The 15,336-nt window shown below is 64.8% G+C and carries 13 protein-coding genes; 6 read left to right on the top strand and 7 right to left on the bottom strand.

The window, feature by feature from the left end; genetic code table 11:
- Positions 1-4: 4 nt before the first annotated feature.
- Positions 5-868, bottom strand: a complete 864-nt coding sequence (locus QN222_RS03460; RefSeq protein ID WP_283965125.1) for a DMT family transporter — start codon at positions 866-868, stop codon at positions 5-7.
- Positions 869-972: 104 nt separating this feature from the next.
- Between QN222_RS03460 and QN222_RS03455 the strand changes: the two genes are divergently transcribed.
- A complete protein-coding gene (locus QN222_RS03455) occupies positions 973-2,403 on the top strand; it encodes a PLP-dependent aminotransferase family protein (protein WP_283965126.1) in 1,431 nt (476 codons plus the stop codon).
- A gap of 293 nt (positions 2,404-2,696) precedes the next feature.
- On the opposite strand, the gene QN222_RS03450 is transcribed toward QN222_RS03455, so the two are convergent.
- A complete protein-coding gene (locus QN222_RS03450; protein WP_284005244.1) occupies positions 2,697-4,127 on the bottom strand; it encodes an MFS transporter in 1,431 nt (476 codons plus the stop codon).
- Between the two features lie 153 nt (positions 4,128-4,280).
- On the opposite strand from QN222_RS03450, the gene QN222_RS03445 reads away from it, so the two are divergent.
- From QN222_RS03445 to QN222_RS03430, 4 genes are all read left to right on the top strand, one after another.
- Complete coding sequence (locus QN222_RS03445) at positions 4,281-5,183, top strand: LysR family transcriptional regulator (RefSeq protein WP_283965710.1); 903 nt, start codon at positions 4,281-4,283, stop codon at positions 5,181-5,183.
- 192 nt (positions 5,184-5,375) lie between these two features.
- Positions 5,376-5,927, top strand: coding sequence for a Spy/CpxP family protein refolding chaperone (locus tag QN222_RS03440; RefSeq protein ID WP_283965709.1), 552 nt, complete (start codon positions 5,376-5,378; stop codon positions 5,925-5,927).
- A gap of 37 nt (positions 5,928-5,964) precedes the next feature.
- Entirely contained in the window at positions 5,965-6,663 is a 699-nt protein-coding gene (locus QN222_RS03435; protein ID WP_283965708.1) for a response regulator transcription factor, read from the top strand.
- A 240-nt stretch (positions 6,664-6,903) separates the two neighbouring features.
- Entirely contained in the window at positions 6,904-8,166 is a 1,263-nt protein-coding gene (locus tag QN222_RS03430; RefSeq protein ID WP_283965707.1) for an ATP-binding protein, read from the top strand.
- Between the two features lie 215 nt (positions 8,167-8,381).
- On the opposite strand, the gene QN222_RS03425 is transcribed toward QN222_RS03430, so the two are convergent.
- Positions 8,382-9,173 (bottom strand): phosphotransferase, encoded by a 792-nt coding sequence (locus QN222_RS03425; protein WP_283965706.1) that lies wholly within the window; start codon positions 9,171-9,173, stop codon positions 8,382-8,384.
- Positions 9,174-9,329: 156 nt separating this feature from the next.
- Between QN222_RS03425 and QN222_RS03420 the strand changes: the two genes are divergently transcribed.
- Positions 9,330-10,499 carry an aldose epimerase family protein gene (locus QN222_RS03420; RefSeq protein ID WP_283965705.1) on the top strand — a complete coding sequence of 390 codons (1,170 nt, stop codon included), beginning with the start codon at positions 9,330-9,332 and terminating at the stop codon, positions 10,497-10,499.
- A gap of 139 nt (positions 10,500-10,638) precedes the next feature.
- Here the strand turns inward: QN222_RS03420 and QN222_RS03415 are convergent, their stop codons facing one another.
- The 4 genes from QN222_RS03415 to QN222_RS03400 all read right to left on the bottom strand — a co-directional run bounded on the left by QN222_RS03415 (position 10,639) and on the right by QN222_RS03400 (position 15,305).
- Positions 10,639-10,845 carry a hypothetical protein gene (locus tag QN222_RS03415; RefSeq protein ID WP_283965704.1) on the bottom strand — a complete coding sequence of 69 codons (207 nt, stop codon included), beginning with the start codon at positions 10,843-10,845 and terminating at the stop codon, positions 10,639-10,641.
- Between the two features lie 122 nt (positions 10,846-10,967).
- Positions 10,968-12,503 carry a winged helix-turn-helix domain-containing protein gene (locus QN222_RS03410; RefSeq protein WP_284005225.1) on the bottom strand — a complete coding sequence of 512 codons (1,536 nt, stop codon included), beginning with the start codon at positions 12,501-12,503 and terminating at the stop codon, positions 10,968-10,970.
- A 177-nt stretch (positions 12,504-12,680) separates the two neighbouring features.
- A complete protein-coding gene (locus QN222_RS03405) occupies positions 12,681-14,354 on the bottom strand; it encodes an arylsulfatase (RefSeq protein ID WP_283965854.1) in 1,674 nt (557 codons plus the stop codon).
- A 138-nt stretch (positions 14,355-14,492) separates the two neighbouring features.
- The gene (locus QN222_RS03400; protein WP_283965853.1) at positions 14,493-15,305 is read right to left on the bottom strand and encodes a methyltransferase domain-containing protein; all 813 of its coding nucleotides are present in this window, start codon (positions 15,303-15,305) and stop codon (positions 14,493-14,495) included.
- Between the last annotated feature and the right edge of the window lie 31 nt (positions 15,306-15,336).

Here is a 15,336-nt window from a genome sequence, read left to right as displayed (position 1 = left end):
TCGCTCATTTCGCGAACTTGCGTGCGCCGGCGACGCAGAGGATGACCGCGACCGTCACCACGAGCATCGTGAGGCTCACCTCTTCATGAAGCAAGGTCGCGGCCAGGGCTAGTCCGAAAAACGGCTGCAGCAATTGCAATTGCCCGACCGCCGCGATGCCGCCCTGCGCCAAGCCGCGGTACCAGAAGATGAAGCCGATCAGCATGCTGAACAGGGAAACATAGCCAAGACCGAGCCAGCCGGGCATACCCACCTCAGCGAATGACGACGGCATCAGGGCGAGCGCGATCGAGAGCATGACGGGGAGCGACAGGACGAGCGCCCAGGAGATCACCTGCCAGCCGCCAAGGGTGCGCGACAGTTTCGCCCCCTCGGCATAGCCGAGCCCGCAAGCGACGATTGCAGCGAGCATGAGGGCGTCACCGACGGGCGAGGCCGAGAGACCCTGCGCGAGCGCGAAGCCGATAACCAGCAGGCTTCCCGCGACGGAAAACATCCAGAAGGCGGGGCGAGGGCGCTCGCCGCCACGAAGCACGCCGAAAGTCGCGGTCGCGAGCGGCAGCATTCCGACGAAAACGATCGAGTGCGCCGATGTCACGTGTTGAAGCGCGAAGGCGGTCAGCAGGGGAAACCCGACGACGACGCCGAGGGAGACGATTGCCAGGGAGAAGAGCTGGTCGGTTGTGGGCCGCTTTTCCCTGAAGGCAAGAAGAAGGAACAGGGCAAGCAGGCCCGCGATGCCGGCCCGCGCAACGGTCAGGAACACCGGGTCGAAATCGAGCACGGCGGCTCTGGTCGCGGGCAGCGAGCCGCTGAAGATCAGCACGCCGAGAAACCCGTTGATCCATCCGCTCGTCGTCTTTTCCATAGCCTTCTCCTTTTTCAATGCCGGTATCCGCCGAAGTGGCTGGTGCCGCCAGAGACAATCCAGTACAGTTAGACAAAACTGTTATGCATCGTGGAGCAGTACAGATGGGCATCGCAGCGACAGCCGAGGGTGGTGGCACACGCGTTGCGGCGGTGATGGGCGCGATCCGACAGCGCATCGCCAATCGCAGCCTGACGCCGGGGAGCAAGCTGCCGTCGGTCCGCGCCTTCGCCACGACCATGCAGGTCTCGACCTCGACGGTGGTGGATGCGTACGAGCGCTTGGTTGCCGAAGGGGTGATTGCGTCGAGACCTGGTTCCGGCTTTTACGTTTCCGGGCAGGTCGTGCCTCTGGCATTGGCGGAGATCGGACCGCGGCTCGACCGTGCCGTCGACCCGCTATGGGTTTCCCGGCAGTCGCTCGAAAGCAGCGATGCGACGCTCAAGCCCGGCTGCGGCTGGCTGCCGCCGTCGTGGATGCCGGAGGCGGCGTTGCGCAAAGGGCTGCGCGGCCTTTCGCGGGCGGAGGACGCCGCGCTCACCGACTACGGGACGCCGCTCGGATTTCCTCCGCTCCGGCAACTGCTTGCGCGGCGCATGATGGAGCGCGGGATCGAAGCCTCGCCCGATTGCATCATGCTGGCGGAGTCGGGCACGCAGGCGATCGATCTCCTGTGCCGCTTCTTCCTCGAAACCGGCGATACGGTGCTTGTCGACGACCCGTGCTACTTCAATTTCCACGCGCTGCTGCGCGCCCACCGCGCCAAGATCGTCAGCGTGCCCTATACGCCCACGGGGCCGGACATCGAAGCATTCGCCAAGGTGGTCGCGGAGCACCGGCCGCGCCTCTACATCACCAATTCCGCCATCCACAATCCGACCGGTGCGGTTCTTTCTCCCGTCGTTGCCCACCGGGTGCTGAAGCTCGCGGACCAGTTCGACCTCACCATCGTCGAGGACGACATCTTTGCGGATTTCGAGCTGACGCCCGCGCCAAGACTGGCGGCCTTCGATGGCCTCAGCCGCGTCGTCCACATCGGCAGCTTTTCGAAGACACTGTCGGCCTCGGCGCGCTGCGGCTTCATCGCGGCGCGTCCGGAATGGATCGAGGGACTGGCGGACCTGAAGATCGCCACCGCGTTCGGCGGCGGACGCCTTTCGGCTGAGCTCACCTACAACGTGCTGAGGGATGGCGGCTATCGCAAGCACATGGAGGCGCTTCGCTCGCGGCTCTCGCGCGCCATGGCCGAGACCGGCTCCCGGCTGAGAAAGCTTGGCATCGAGCCTTGGCTGGAGCCGCAGTCGGGCATGTTTCTCTGGTGCCGGCTGCCCGCGGGGCTCGACGCCGCCGACATTGCCCAGGAAGCCCTGACCGAGAACGTGGTGCTGGCGCCCGGCAATGCCTTCAGCCTTTCCCAGTCCGCTGAGGCGTTCATGCGGTTCAATGTTTCGCAGTGCCTGGACGATCGGGTGTTTCAGACGCTCGGGCGCGCAATCGACAGGCGGGCATCGCCGGCGTTTTTGGTGCGGCCGTAACGACGGTCCGAGGGCCAGCGCCGGTCCGAGGGCCAGCGCCGGTTCGAGCCGGTTGCTGAGTTTCAAGGATAGGAAAAAGCCCCAGCCATTAGGGGAAGCTGGGGCTTCTCTAGGTTCGCCCTGCAGGCCGTCCGTTTCGGGAGGGGCCGGACGCGGCGCGGGCGAATGCGGGCAGAATATTTCCCGACGCTAATATAATGCCACCGAGGCGGCGCCGTTGAAATACTGAAAATTAGGGGCAAATGGCGAAAATTAGGTGATCAAGGAGCCGACGAGCCTCCGTCCGAGCGACTTCATGCTGCATCGCCAGCAACCGAAGCGCGGCTTGCGAAAGCGCGGCTGATGACGGCGACGACGAGTGCGGCGATGATCAGGACCGCGGCGACGGAGAAGGTGATGCGCATGCCGGCGGCAACGGCCTCCGGGGCTGCCGCGGTGATCTCGCTCGTGCCGGAGGCAAGCGCGAACACCGCGCCCATGAAGGAGGCGCCGGTGACGAGGCCGAGGTTGCGCGAAAGGTTGAGCATGCCGGAGACGATGCCCCGCTCGCCAGGCCCGACATCCTTCATGACGCCGGTGTTGTTGGCCGCCTGGAACAGGGCATAGCCGGCGGTAACGATCATGATCGGCGCGACATAGCCGGCGATGCCGAACCCTGCCGGGAGCAGCGAGAGGAGGAACGCGCCGGCGCCGATCGCGGCGAGCCCCGCGACGGTCGTCGACTGCGCGCCGAGCCGGTCGACAAGGCGGCCGGCGGGGACGCCGGCAAGTGCCGCAACGACTGGGCCAGCGGACATGACGAGGCCGACGAGCGCGGCATCGAGCCCGAGCCCGCGGGAAAGATAGAACGGTCCGACCACCAGCGTCGCCATCATCACCGTCGAGACGAGCGCGCTCATGGCGAGGCCGGAGGAGAGCACCGGATCGCGGAACATTGCGAGGCGGAGCAGGGGGAAAGCCGTTCTCGTCTCGGTAAACAGGAAGAGGGCACCGGTGAAGATCGCCGCCAACAGCAGGCCGATGTTGAGTGGACCAAAACTGCCGTGTCCGATCGTCATGGCGAGCGCGTAGGCGGCGAGCGTCAGCGCCAGCAGCACGGTGCCGGTGGTGTCGAAGCCCGTCCGATCCTTGGGTCTCTCGCGGTCCGCGGGCAGGCTGCGGCAAGCGAGGAAGAATGCGAGGACGCCGAGCGGCACGCCGGCGAGGAAGATCGCCCGCCAGCCGAGGCCGGCGATCAGGAGGCCGCCGAGCGAGGGACCGAGGGCGGTGCCGATCGCCGATGTCGTTCCGAGCAGCCCCATGGCGCTGCCGGTCCGTGCCTTCGGCACCGTCTCGCCGACGAGCGCCATCGCAAGCGCCATCATCATCGCGGCGCCGAGGCCCTGCACGGCCCGCGCCGCGATCAGCATCCAGAGCGTGGGCGCGACGCCGCAAAGCACGGAAGCAAAGGTGAAGAGGGCGATGCCGGCGATGAGCAGACGGCGGCGGCCGACCATGTCGCCGAGCCGCCCGACACTGACGATGAGCGTGGTGATGGCGAGAAGATAGGCGAGCACGACCCATTGCACCGCCTGGAATGAGGCGCCGAACGCTTCGGCCAGAGCCGGCAGGCCGACATTGGCGATGCTGGTGCCGAGCGAAGAGAGCAGCATGGAGAGGGAAAGGGCGGCAAGCGCCCAGCGAAAGGAGGGCGTCCGTTCGCCCCCTTCGGCGATCGCCTCCATTGGTCGCGTCGTGATTGTCATCGGCATGAACTCCTTTTCCGGCTTTAGAACGGCTGGCTGGAAGGTAGCTTTTCGCATGACATAGCGGAACGCGCATCATTTGCACCTCATTCGTGCGTTTGACGCCATGTCACTGTCCGCTATAGTCGGGCCATGACGAAGCCCGACCTCAACCTCCTTTCCACTCTCGACGTGCTGCTTTCGGAAGGCAGCGTTGCCCGCGCGGCCAAGCGGCTGCGGCTCAGCCCGTCGGCGATGAGCCGGGCGCTCGCGCGGCTGCGCGAGGCGACGGGCGATCCGCTGCTTGTCCGGGCCGGGCGCGGCCTGGTGCCGACACCGCGCGCGCTCGAGCTCAGCGAGCGCGTCGGGCGACTGGTCGAGGAGGCGGAAGCGGTACTGAGACCCCAGGAAAAGCTCGATCTCAAACGGCTGACGCGAACCTTCGTTCTGAGGACCAGCGATGGCTTCGTGGAGAATTTCGGGCCGGATCTCATTTCCCGCGTCGGCGGGGAGGCGCCCGGCGTGCGGCTCTGCTTCGTGCCGAAGCCGGACCGGGGCAGCGGACCGCTGCGCGAGGCGACCGTCGATCTCGAAACCGGCGTCGTGGGGGAGGCGACCAGTCCGGAGGTACGCACACAGGCGCTCTTCCGGGACAAGTTCGTCGGCGTCGTGCGCATGGGACATCCGCTTTGTGAGGGCGAGGTGACCGCCGCCCGTTACGCGGCCGGCCGCCATGTCCTCGTTTCGCGGCGAGGTCTCGACAAGGGGCCGCTCGACGAAGCGCTGGAGGCGCTCGGGCTCCAACGCGAAATCGTCACGATTGTCGGCGGCTTTGCCGCAGCGCTGGCGCTCGCCCGCGCTTCCGACATGATTGCCAGCGTTCCCGAGCGCCACACCGGGGCGCTCAGGGCCGGGATGCACAGCTTTCCGCTGCCGGTGTTCACACGGGAAATCACGGTTTCGATGCTCTGGCACCCGCGGCTAGACGCCGACCCGGCCCACCGCTGGCTGCGCGGATGCGTGCGCGAGGTTTGCGGCAGGCAAGGGGCGGGTTGATCGGCGGGCGAGGACGCCGGAGGTAAGAGTAGGCGATTTCCACGCAACGCCGCCGCCTTCGGACACACGCTCAAGCATTTGACCTAATGCTCGGGCTTTACATTTCTTTACATCCGCCGAGAACGCTCGAAACGTTGCCCGGTTAGCTTTGCTCCATTGCAGCAGGTGCTGCGGAGTGAAAGGAGACTGACTATGGAAAACGAGGACAAGAACTTGGTGAGCCCGACCGCTGGCGAACCCGCTTCGAAAGGATGGGGGCGGCGCGCCGCGATCGGTGGCCTCGCAACCGTCGCTGTTGTCGGCGCGGTCGGTTTTGCCGCCGCGCGCAGCGACGATTTCGGCTTCGGCATGGGCCGGTTCGGCATGGGCGGTCACATGATGCACGCGCATATGGGAGGTGGCGGCTTTATGGAACACCGGATCGACTCCATGTTTGATGAACTCGATACGACGCCCGAGCAGGAAGACAAGCTTTGGGACATTATCGACAAGGCGCGCGGCGAGATCAGGCCGACTTTCCGGGACTTCCGCGAGACGCGTGAGGAAGTTATCGAACTCCTCGGCGCGCCGACCCTGGATCGCGCCGCGGCCGAGAAGCTGCGCAGCGAGCGCATCGCGACCATAGACGAGGCCTCGCGCAAAATGACGACTGCGCTCCTCGACGCTGCCGAAGTGCTGACGCCGGAGCAGCGCGCCAAGCTCGTCAAGCATTTGAAGGAGCGCAGAGGCCACGGGCGGTGGTAAGACTGAGTCGGTTAGGCGGCTGAAAGGAGCGCAAGAAATGGCGGAAAGGGTCTTGATCGTTGACGACGACACGCGCCTGTCCGCCATGCTTGCCGACTATCTCTCCGGGAATGGCTACACGGTCCACACCGCCGCGACGGCCACGGCGGGTCTCGCCGACCTCGGGCGCCGTGCGCCGGACGCCGTGATCCTCGATGTCATGCTGCCGGACCTTGACGGCTTCGAGACCTGCCGACGCATGCGTGCGGTGTCAGACGTGCCGATCCTGATGCTCACGGCCAAGGGCGAAGAGACAGACCGCATCGTCGGGCTGGAACTCGGGGCCGACGATTATCTGCCCAAGCCCTTCAATCCGCGCGAATTGCTGGCGCGGCTGAAGGCGATCCTTCGCCGCCGCAACGGCAGCACGGCGGTTTCGCGGATCTTGCGCTTCGGTCGGCTGGAGATTGATCCGGGATCCCGCTCCGTCAGGATCGACGGGCGCGCATGTGCGCTGACCAGCTACCAGTTCGACCTGCTTGTGGTACTTGCGGAAAATGCCGGCCGCACGCTTACGCGCGAGCAGTTGATGGATACGGTCAAGGGCGAGGAGTTGGAGGCCTTCGACCGCTCCATCGACGTCCATATCTCCCGCATCAGGGCGGCGATCGAGAGTGATCCCAAGCATCCGAAGCGTATCATCACCGTGCGCGGTGCCGGCTATGTCTTCGCCCGCTTCCAGGACGACGAGAGATAAAGCATGTCGCCCAAACGTGTGCAGCGGTTTTGGGACAACGACATGCGTGAAACCAAGAAGCATGTCGCCCAAAAGTGTGCAGCGGTTTTGGGACAACGACATGCGTGAAACCAAGATGCATGTCGCCCAAAAGTGTGCAGCGGTTTTGGGACAACGACATGGATTCAAACAAAGCATGTCGCCCAAAAGTGTGCAGCGGTTTTGGGACAACGACATGCATTCAAACCAGAGACTAGAGAAATGCGCAGCCGGCTCTTCCTGAAAATCTACCTGACGCTGCTGGCGAGTCTTGCGGCGGTCGCCGTCGCCAGCGCGGCCTTCGTGTGGCTGGGGCAGGGAGAGGAGGAGTTGAGTTGGCAAAGCCAACGCGCGCGGTTCGTCGCCGCGCTCATTCCGCCCGACATGGACCAGCGATCGCTCGAGGCGACGCTGGAGCGTTTTTCACGGGCCTTCGACGCCGACATAGCGGTCTACGATCCGCGCGGCGGGCTGATCGCGAGCGCCGGCCAGCCGCTGCCGCGCGAGCTTTCCGAGGGGCCTTGGCGCCGCGGTAGCGGTAATTTTCACAGCACGGTGGCCGAGTTGCCCGACGGCCGCGCAGTGGCCGCCCGCATGGAGCGGCCCATCCGGCCGGCCGGCCGTAATCCGCTCGCCTATCTGGCGTTGATCGCTGGAGTCATCGGGCTCGCCGCCTATCCAGTCGTGCGCCACCTGACGCGACGGCTGGAGCGGTTACGGGTGGGCGTGGATGCCTGGGGAAGGGGCGAATTCGTGGCGCGCGTGCCGGCGGACGGCAGCGACGAAGTGGCGGCAGTGGCGAAGAGCTTCAACAAGGCCGCCGATCATGTCGAGCGATTAATCAAATCACACCGCTCCCTGCTCGCCAATGCCAGTCACGAATTGCGCTCGCCGCTTGCACGCCTGCGGATCGCGATCGACCTCTATGAGCAGGCGCCGGGCGAAAACCGCAAGGAGGAGATCGTCCGCAATCTCGCCGAGCTGGACACGCTTGTCGAGGAGATCCTGCTGGCAAGCAGGCTCGACCACGTCGAGCGGCTCGATGGGCCCGAGCCCGTCGACCTACTGGCCCTCGTCTCGGAAGAAGGGGCGCGCAATGGCGTCGAGGTCTCCGGTACGGCCGCGACCGTCACGGGCGATGCGCGCCTGCTCGGCAGGCTCGTGCGTAATCTCATGCAGAACGCGCTGCGCCACGGGGGCCCGCCAGTCACAGCCACCGTCGCGCAGTTGGGCAGCGAGGTGGAACTCAGCGTCCGCGACCACGGCCCGGGCATACCGGACAGCGAGAGAACGCGCGTTTTCGAGCCGTTCTACCGGCCCTCAGGGCGCGGCGAGGCCGCGGGCGGCTGGGGCCTGGGGCTGGCGCTGGTGCGCCAGATCGCCGACCGCCACGGCGGCGCGGTCCGCTACGAAGCCCCATCGACCGGCGGCGCGTGCTTTGTCGTGACGCTTCCACTTAATCGGGCCGCCCACAAGACGAACTGATGTGCCCGCTTGAATGACTGCATGTTTCCTTAAATCGCCTGCGATTTAAGGAAACATGCAGTCGTCGCACAGGCGCCGGCGCTCGAGCCGTCGCGGGTGGCTTCTCCCGGAAGAGTGGCACTGTTTGAGTGTTTTGTGCCTGGAAGTCGTGACGACCGGATGTAATGCGGGCGACGTCGAGCCTTCAACCCGATCGTGTGACTACCTTGACGGCGTCACTGCAACGCCTTCTCCAGGGCATCACGGTTGCGGATCAGCCAGGCGACGCTGCGGGTCTGCCAGGCGATGCCCCAGACGCGCGGAGCGATTTCGGTCCCCAGCGTGATCTGCTGCTCGACGACCTCGTTGGCAGCGCTCTCGGCCGCAAGTTCGATGATCCTGTAGCCGAGCCGATGCCGCGCGTCGGCCGGTAGCCCGTAGCCGTCGGCAAAGAGGCGCACTTGCTGCATGCGATGCCCGGCGTCGGGCAGGGCGTTCATCTCGGCGACGTCGTCATCGTAGAGCTGCGCGTTGTTCCAGGCCGCCATGGCGATCTCGGTCAGCCGGTCGACAGGCCCCGCCGCCTCCCAGTCGATCAGCGCGACCGGTTTCCGGTCCCGCGAAACCACGTTCCAGGGCGCCGCATCGCAGTGCCCGATGATGTCCGGCGTGCCGACCATCCGGCCAAACCAGGGGCGCCAGAGGGCATCAGCCGGGGGCCGGAAGGATGCGGTCGCGTCGTGCAGCCGACGCACGAGTTCGCCCAACGCGTGGATGGCCTCGTCCGACCACGGGGCCGGGCTGATGACATCGCCTTCGACATAGGTGAGGACTTCACGGCCTTTTTCGTCAAAACCGTCTCCGACGACGCGGGGCGCGCCCGCGAAGCCGGCATCCTCCAGATGGCGCAGCAGAGAATGGACGGAACAGGCCCAGGGGCCGGTCTCCCGGATGACGACTTCACCTCGTCGGCTGACAGCGGTTCTCTCGCCGCCGGTAAGCGGCGTGGCATCAGTTTCTTTCGTCATGCGCGGATGATAGCAGCAGGGCGGTTGAGCGAAAGGGCGCTTGCTGCACGCGCTTTTCAAGCACCGGTCTGTTGTACAGCCTCTACCAAGACGCGCTTACCTTGATAGCCCGATGAGTTTAGAATTGGTTTTTTGCGCGGATCGAGGGAGGAAACCATGACATATGTCGATCCCAACATGTCGCGTACGTGGCATAGATCAGTGCTCAGCGCGGCCGTGCTCGGAGTGTCGGTGCTGCTGACGGGAACAAGCGCCGGAGCCGGCTCTGTGGACAAGACGCCATTCGGAAAAACGCAGGACGGCAAAGCCGTCGATCTCTACACGCTTACCAACGACAAGGGTGCGTCCGTCAAGTTCATCGCCTATGGCGGCATCATCACGGCAATCAACGTGCCCGACCGCTGGAGCAAGCTCGACAACATCGTGCTCGGCTTCAAGGAACTCGCCGACTATGAATCCAAGAACCCCTATTTCGGCGCCTTGATCGGGCGCTACGGCAATCGCATCGGCGGCGCGAAGTTCACGCTCGATGGCACCCAGTACCAGCTCGCCGCCAATAACGGGCCGAATAGCCTGCATGGCGGCAACAAAGGCTTCGACAAGGCCGTTTGGGCGGTCGAGCCGCTGACCAACGTGAGCGGGGCCGCAGCGCGGCTCAGCTACACGAGCAAGGATGGCGAGGAAGGCTATCCCGGCACGCTCACGGTCCAGGTCGTCTATACCCTCACCAACGACAATGAACTGCGCATCGACTACGAGGCGACGACGGACAAACCGACCGCAGTCAATCTCACGAGTCACTCCTACTTCAATCTCGCCGGCGACGGCGCGGGTGGGATTGGCGATCACATCCTTACGATCAACGCCGATCGCTACACGCCGGTCGATGCGACCTTGATCCCGACCGGAGAGCTCGCCTCCGTGACCGGCACGCCGTTCGACTTCCGCCAAGGAATGCCAATCGGCGCACGTATCCGCTCGAAAGACCCGCAGATGGTCTATGGCCGCGGATACGATCACAACTACGTGCTGAACCGATCGAGTGCTGGGCTTTCGCTGGCCGCGCGTGTCTACGAGCCGCGCTCTGGCCGGATCATGGAGCTCTCGACCACTGAGCCTGGCGTCCAGTTCTACAGCGGCAACTTCCTCGATTCGACGCTTGTTGGCCCGACCGGTCAGCAATACCGCCAGACCGACGGCTTCTGCCTCGAGACGCAGCACTTCCCGGATTCGCCGAACAAGTCGTCCTTTCCTACGACGGTGCTGAAACCGGGCGAGACGCTGAAGTCGACAACGATACATAAGTTCTCCACCGATGCGTCTTAGGTGGTGGAGGTGCTGTAGGCACACTATGCGTGCGCTGCAACGCTGCCGCCCGGATGGGCACTGGGATGAACGGCGGGAAAACACTCGAAAGCCGCCGCTCGGTGGACCATGATGAAAGTCTCGAGCGGCGCTGCGCCTGCTACGCGCTACGTCTTCCAAGGTGTGAGAAAGCCGCCGCAAGAATTTGAAATTGCGTTGTGATCCTGTTTCTCAAGGAGACACGCAGCGGTTCCGCCGCCGGCGTATTCAGCGGACCTTCAATCTCCGTGGTCTCATCGTCCCGGTCGGGCGGCGGCGAATAGATGTTGCCCTGGTCGAGGGAAAGGATCGTCAAGGTCGAGATCATTTTCGCTCTCCTCATGCGCCGGTCGGGGTTGTGAGGAGATTTTCGGCCAGCCGAGTGCTTCCGGTCCTGTGGCCGCCGCCAAAAAGTTGCGAAAAGTTGCGAAACGCAACGAACCTGCCGCGTCAGCCTTCCTCGAGGCCGGCTATGCTCAGGCCTTCGAAGACTGGGGTAATTCTGGCGTCCTTGGCGGGTTGGCCGGCGCGGATTCGGGCGATGGTGATGCCGGGGGCGATCTTCCTCAGCTCGTCGAGATAGCGATGTGCCGCTTCCATGCGGCCGAGATGGGCGTTGGCCGCGATCAGCGCCCAGAGGGTCGGGTCGAAATTCGGGTTACCGGCGTGCGCACGGGCGGCCCAGGCAAGCGCTTCGGGATAGTTGCGGCGCATCATCTCGACATAGGCGATGCCGCAAAGCGAGAAATGCGCGCCGCGATCACCCGGGGTCAACCGGTTCGCCCGCTGGAAATGGGCAAGCGCCTGATCGAGGCTGCCGCAGTGAAGATGGCCGATGCCCGCCCGAACCACGACCATCAGGTTGTTGGGGTTGGCCTCGGCCGCCGATTGCAGCACTGCCACGCCCCAGTCGTAGTCCCTCGCGGTCTGGAGCAGGGCGACGCCGCAATGCGCCATCACCATGGCGTCGCCGGCCGCCTGTTCGAGGCCGCGGCGCGCGAGTGCCGAGCATTCGGCTACATCGTCGGGGCCGAGCGGCGGCCAGCCCATGGTGTGCCGGTGTTCGAGCGCCCAGGCGGCATGGGCAAGCAGAAGCGCATTGTCGGGATCCTGTTCGAGGCCTTTCCTGAGCAGCGCATAGGCCTCGGCATTGTCCTTCTCCGTTTCGGTGGAGATCTTTGCCAGCGCCTGCAGGTAGATGTCGTAGGCGGCGACGCTGCCCGGGCGCTCGCGCCGCGAACGCTCGATCTCGGCCGTCTGGATATGCGGCTCGATCAGCGTCGCGACGCTTTCGGTGATCCGGTCCTGGAACTCGAAGACATCGTCGAGCTCGCCGTCGAACGTCTCAGCCCAGAGATGCGCGCCGCTGCCGCCATCGACGAACTGCGCCGCGATCCTCAGCCGGTTGCTCGAGCGCCTTATGCTGCCTTCGAGCACGTAGCCGACGCCGAGGTCTTTCGCCACTTGGCGCACATCGGTGACGCTGCCCTTGTAGGCATAGAAGGAGTTGCGGGAAATCACCGCAAAGCTTCGGAAACGGCTGAGCGCCGTGATGATGTCGTCCACGACGCCGTCGGCGAAATAGTCCTGGCCGGGATCGCCGCCGAGGTTTGTAAATGGCAGGACCGCGAGGGCAGGGCGGGCCGGCAGGAGGGCCTCCGCGCCGGCGGATCTCGTCGGCGGCTGGACAAGGCGATAGCCGACGCGTGGTACGGTCGCGATCCATTCCTGCCCGCCCGGCGCTGGGCCGAGCGCCTTGCGAAGTGCGGCGATCTGCACGGTGAGATTGCTTTCTTCCACGATGGTGCCGGGCCAGCCACGCTCCATCAGCTCCGCCTTGGAGACGATACCGCCGGAGGCGTCGAGCAGCGCTTCGAGAAGCGCGAGGCCCCGCTGGCCAAGAGCGACGGATTCGCCATGCCGCAGCAGGCGGCCGCGGGCGGGATCGAGGACAAACTGGCCGAAGGCACGCCGCGACTCCATCATGCGCGAAAATATAGCCGATCGGTCGTCGGGCGGAAACGGGGTGCCGACTCGGCCGAGGGCAAATGCGGCCCTGACGACGAGGGTAGACAGTGGCCGGTGAAAAGCCGGTATGGCGGTTCACGCAACGTCAATGCTTCCCGCCGCCGGCAGATGCCGTCGGCGGGATGGAGATCCGGTTCACCGCGGCATCAGGCTTTCCAGCTCGTTGAGGCGCTTCAGCGCCGCCTGCTGCTGCAAGGTCGCGTAGTTGATGCCGCTGGCGTTGAGAGAGCTTCCCGCTTGCCACGGGTATTGGTCGAAGTCAGCGAAGAACTCCTTGATCTTTCCCTGGATGGGAACCAGCAGCCAGATGTTCCGGGCGAGGAAGTCGGTGGCTCCGCCACCCTCTTCCATGCCCCTCTCATAGGGATCCATTCGCAGGTTCGAGATCAGGGCCCAGCTTGGCACCTCGCGTGTCGCCGTGGCGATATTGCCGTGGCTGGCGGTGGCGAAACTCAGTTTCCAGTCGTTCCAGCGGATGGCGTTGAGATTGCCGCCCTGGTCGAAATAATAGACCGTGTCGCGCGGCGGTGTCTTGGCTTCGCCTTTGAGGAGTGGGGTGAGGTCGTAGCCATCCAGATGGACCTTGAAATTCTTGGTCCCGGACTGGAAGCCCTGTTTCATCTGCTCCTTGAGATCGGGGATGCCCACTGCTGTCGCCAATGTCGGCATCCAGTCCATCAGCGTCACGGGATCGTTGATCTGGGTTCCGGGTTTGACGACGCCAGGCCAGCGGACCATCATCGGAATGCGCATGCCGCCTTCCCAGGTGGTGCCCTTCTCGCCGTGGAACGCAGTCATCGCGCCGTCCGGCCACAGCGCGATCTCGGCGCCGTTGTCCGTGGTGTAGAGCACGATCGTATTATCGGCGATCCCCAAATCGTCGAGTTGCTGCAGCAGTTGTCCGACATGGCCGTCATGCTCGACCATGCCGTCGGCGTGAATGCCCTTGCCGGTCTTGCCTAAAGAGTCCGGCTTCAGGTGCGTGAAGACGTGCATGCGCGTCGAATTGAACCAGACAAAGAACGGCTTGTCCGCCTTGGCCTGACGGTCGATGAAGTCCTTGGCGGCCGCCAGGAACTCCTCGTCGACCGTCTCCATGCGCTTGGTATTGAGCGCCCCAGTATCCTCGACCTTGCCGTCCGCATAGGAATGGATAACGCCACGGGGGCCGTATTTCCTCTTGAAGTCGGGATCCTTCGGATAGAAATAGCCTTCCGGCTCCTCTTCTGCGTTGAGGTGGTAGAGGTTGCCGAAGAATTCGTCGAAGCCATGATTGGTCGGCAGGTGCTGGTCGCGGTCGCCCAGGTGGTTCTTCCCGAACTGGCCAGTCGCATAGCCCTTGGTCTTCACCACGTCGGCGATCGTCGGCATCCAGTCCTGGATGCCGTGCGGATCGCCGGGCATGCCGATCGTCAGCAGGCCTGTCCGGAACGGTTCCTGCCCCAGGATGAACGAAGCACGCCCTGCCGTGCAACTCTGCTGGCCGTAGGAATCGGTGAAGATCGCGCCCTCGGCAGCGATGCGGTCGATGTTGGGCGTGCGGTAGCCCATCAGCCCCATGGTGTAGGCGCTGATCTGCGGGATGCCTATGTCATCGCCGAAGATGACCAGGATGTTCGGCGGCTTGGCGCCAGAGGGCGCAGGCTGCTGCTGCGCCTTTGCGGTGCCCGTAGTCGCCCCGGCGGCAACAACGGATGCGGCCGCGAATATCGTTCCGCTGAGAAGAAGGTCGCGGCGGCTGACGCCGAGCGCATCGGGGTCGTTTCCCGGTGCCGAGGCACCGCTGTTGTTACCGTTGAGCTTGCTCATGGCTTTCTCCCTTGTCAGGCGATCGCAATTCAGGCGGGTGGATGGTGAGGCAACGATCGCGGGCAGCCAAGTACGTAACAGTTACGCGCGGGGGTCCTGGCCTCTCGCGCGGCAGCTTGCGGGCTCGTTCAGGGTCGTTCAGGCGCGCGTGGCGCTGACGACGAGGGCAGGGAGCGGCAGGTGGACGACGCCGTTCTCGGTGAAGGGCTGGAAGCTTTCTCCAAGCGCCTGTTCTATCCGGGCCCGTGCCGCCGGCTCCTGCCTTTCCAGCACCATCGTCGAGCGGACAAAGGCGTGGTGGAAGAAGTCGGAAAGCTCGGCGAGCGGGAAGTCGAGGGTGGCGGGTATTCCGGCGAAGGTGATGTCGGTGAAGCCCGCTGCCGAGAGCACCCGCATCGCTTCCTCCCGCTCGGCGAAACGGAACAAGGGCGGCGCAGGCGGCAGGTCGACATCGAGCGTGCCGTGGGCGCTGACGACCTCCGGAAGGATGCGGAACAGCGGCGAGACGTCTGGGCCGCGCCAGACGGTGTAGGCGTAGCGGCCGCCGGGCCTCAGCACCCGCGCGGCCTCGGCGATCGCCTTGTCCGGGTCGGCGAGATGCAGTGTTCCGAAATTGTTGATGACGCGATGGAAGGCAGCGTCCTCGAAGATGAGCGCCTCGGCATCGCCGACCTGGAAATTGACGTTGCTGCCCTTCGCTTTCGCCTCCGCGATCATTTCCTCGCAAAAGTCGATGCCGGTGACGATCGCGCCGCGCGCGGCGGCCGCCAGGCTTGCCTCTCCGGTGCCGCAACAGACATCGAGCGTCGACTGGCCGCGGCTGATCCTGGCCGCATCGATCAGCGCTGCTATGCCGAAGCGGCAGAACCGGCCCGAATAGTGATCATAGATCCGGGCGCGCTCGCTCCAGCCGCGATGTTCGAGCGCCTTGAAGGTCATTTGCGTGAACATGGATCGGCCCCCCGCAAAGCATGACTATACC

The sequence above is a fragment of the Sinorhizobium sp. 6-70 genome, from assembly GCF_030124375.1.
Taxonomy (GTDB): Bacteria; Pseudomonadota; Alphaproteobacteria; order Rhizobiales; family Rhizobiaceae; genus Sinorhizobium.
Note: the sequence above shows the minus strand (reverse complement) of the source record. Positions and strands in the feature narration are given on the sequence as shown.

Bases quoted from the DNA above. Each gene is read 5' to 3' on its own strand.
- QN222_RS03460 (WP_283965125.1), bottom strand. From the start codon at position 868: ATGGAAAAGACGACGAGCGGATGGATCAACGGGTTTCTCGGCGTGCTG.
- QN222_RS03415 (WP_283965704.1), bottom strand. From the start codon at position 10,845: ATGATCTCGACCTTGACGATCCTTTCCCTCGACCAGGGCAACATCTAT.
- QN222_RS03425 (WP_283965706.1), bottom strand. From the start codon at position 9,173: ATGACGAAAGAAACTGATGCCACGCCGCTTACCGGCGGCGAGAGAACC.
- QN222_RS03435 (WP_283965708.1), top strand. From the start codon at position 5,965: ATGGCGGAAAGGGTCTTGATCGTTGACGACGACACGCGCCTGTCCGCC.
- QN222_RS03410 (WP_284005225.1), bottom strand. From the start codon at position 12,503: ATGATGGAGTCGCGGCGTGCCTTCGGCCAGTTTGTCCTCGATCCCGCC.
- QN222_RS03400 (WP_283965853.1), bottom strand. From the start codon at position 15,305: ATGTTCACGCAAATGACCTTCAAGGCGCTCGAACATCGCGGCTGGAGC.
- QN222_RS03420 (WP_283965705.1), top strand. From the start codon at position 9,330: ATGACATATGTCGATCCCAACATGTCGCGTACGTGGCATAGATCAGTG.
- QN222_RS03445 (WP_283965710.1), top strand. From the start codon at position 4,281: ATGACGAAGCCCGACCTCAACCTCCTTTCCACTCTCGACGTGCTGCTT.
- QN222_RS03405 (WP_283965854.1), bottom strand. From the start codon at position 14,354: ATGAGCAAGCTCAACGGTAACAACAGCGGTGCCTCGGCACCGGGAAAC.
- QN222_RS03430 (WP_283965707.1), top strand. From the start codon at position 6,904: ATGCGCAGCCGGCTCTTCCTGAAAATCTACCTGACGCTGCTGGCGAGT.
- QN222_RS03450 (WP_284005244.1), bottom strand. From the start codon at position 4,127: ATGGAGGCGATCGCCGAAGGGGGCGAACGGACGCCCTCCTTTCGCTGG.
- QN222_RS03455 (WP_283965126.1), top strand. From the start codon at position 973: ATGGGCATCGCAGCGACAGCCGAGGGTGGTGGCACACGCGTTGCGGCG.
- QN222_RS03440 (WP_283965709.1), top strand. From the start codon at position 5,376: ATGGAAAACGAGGACAAGAACTTGGTGAGCCCGACCGCTGGCGAACCC.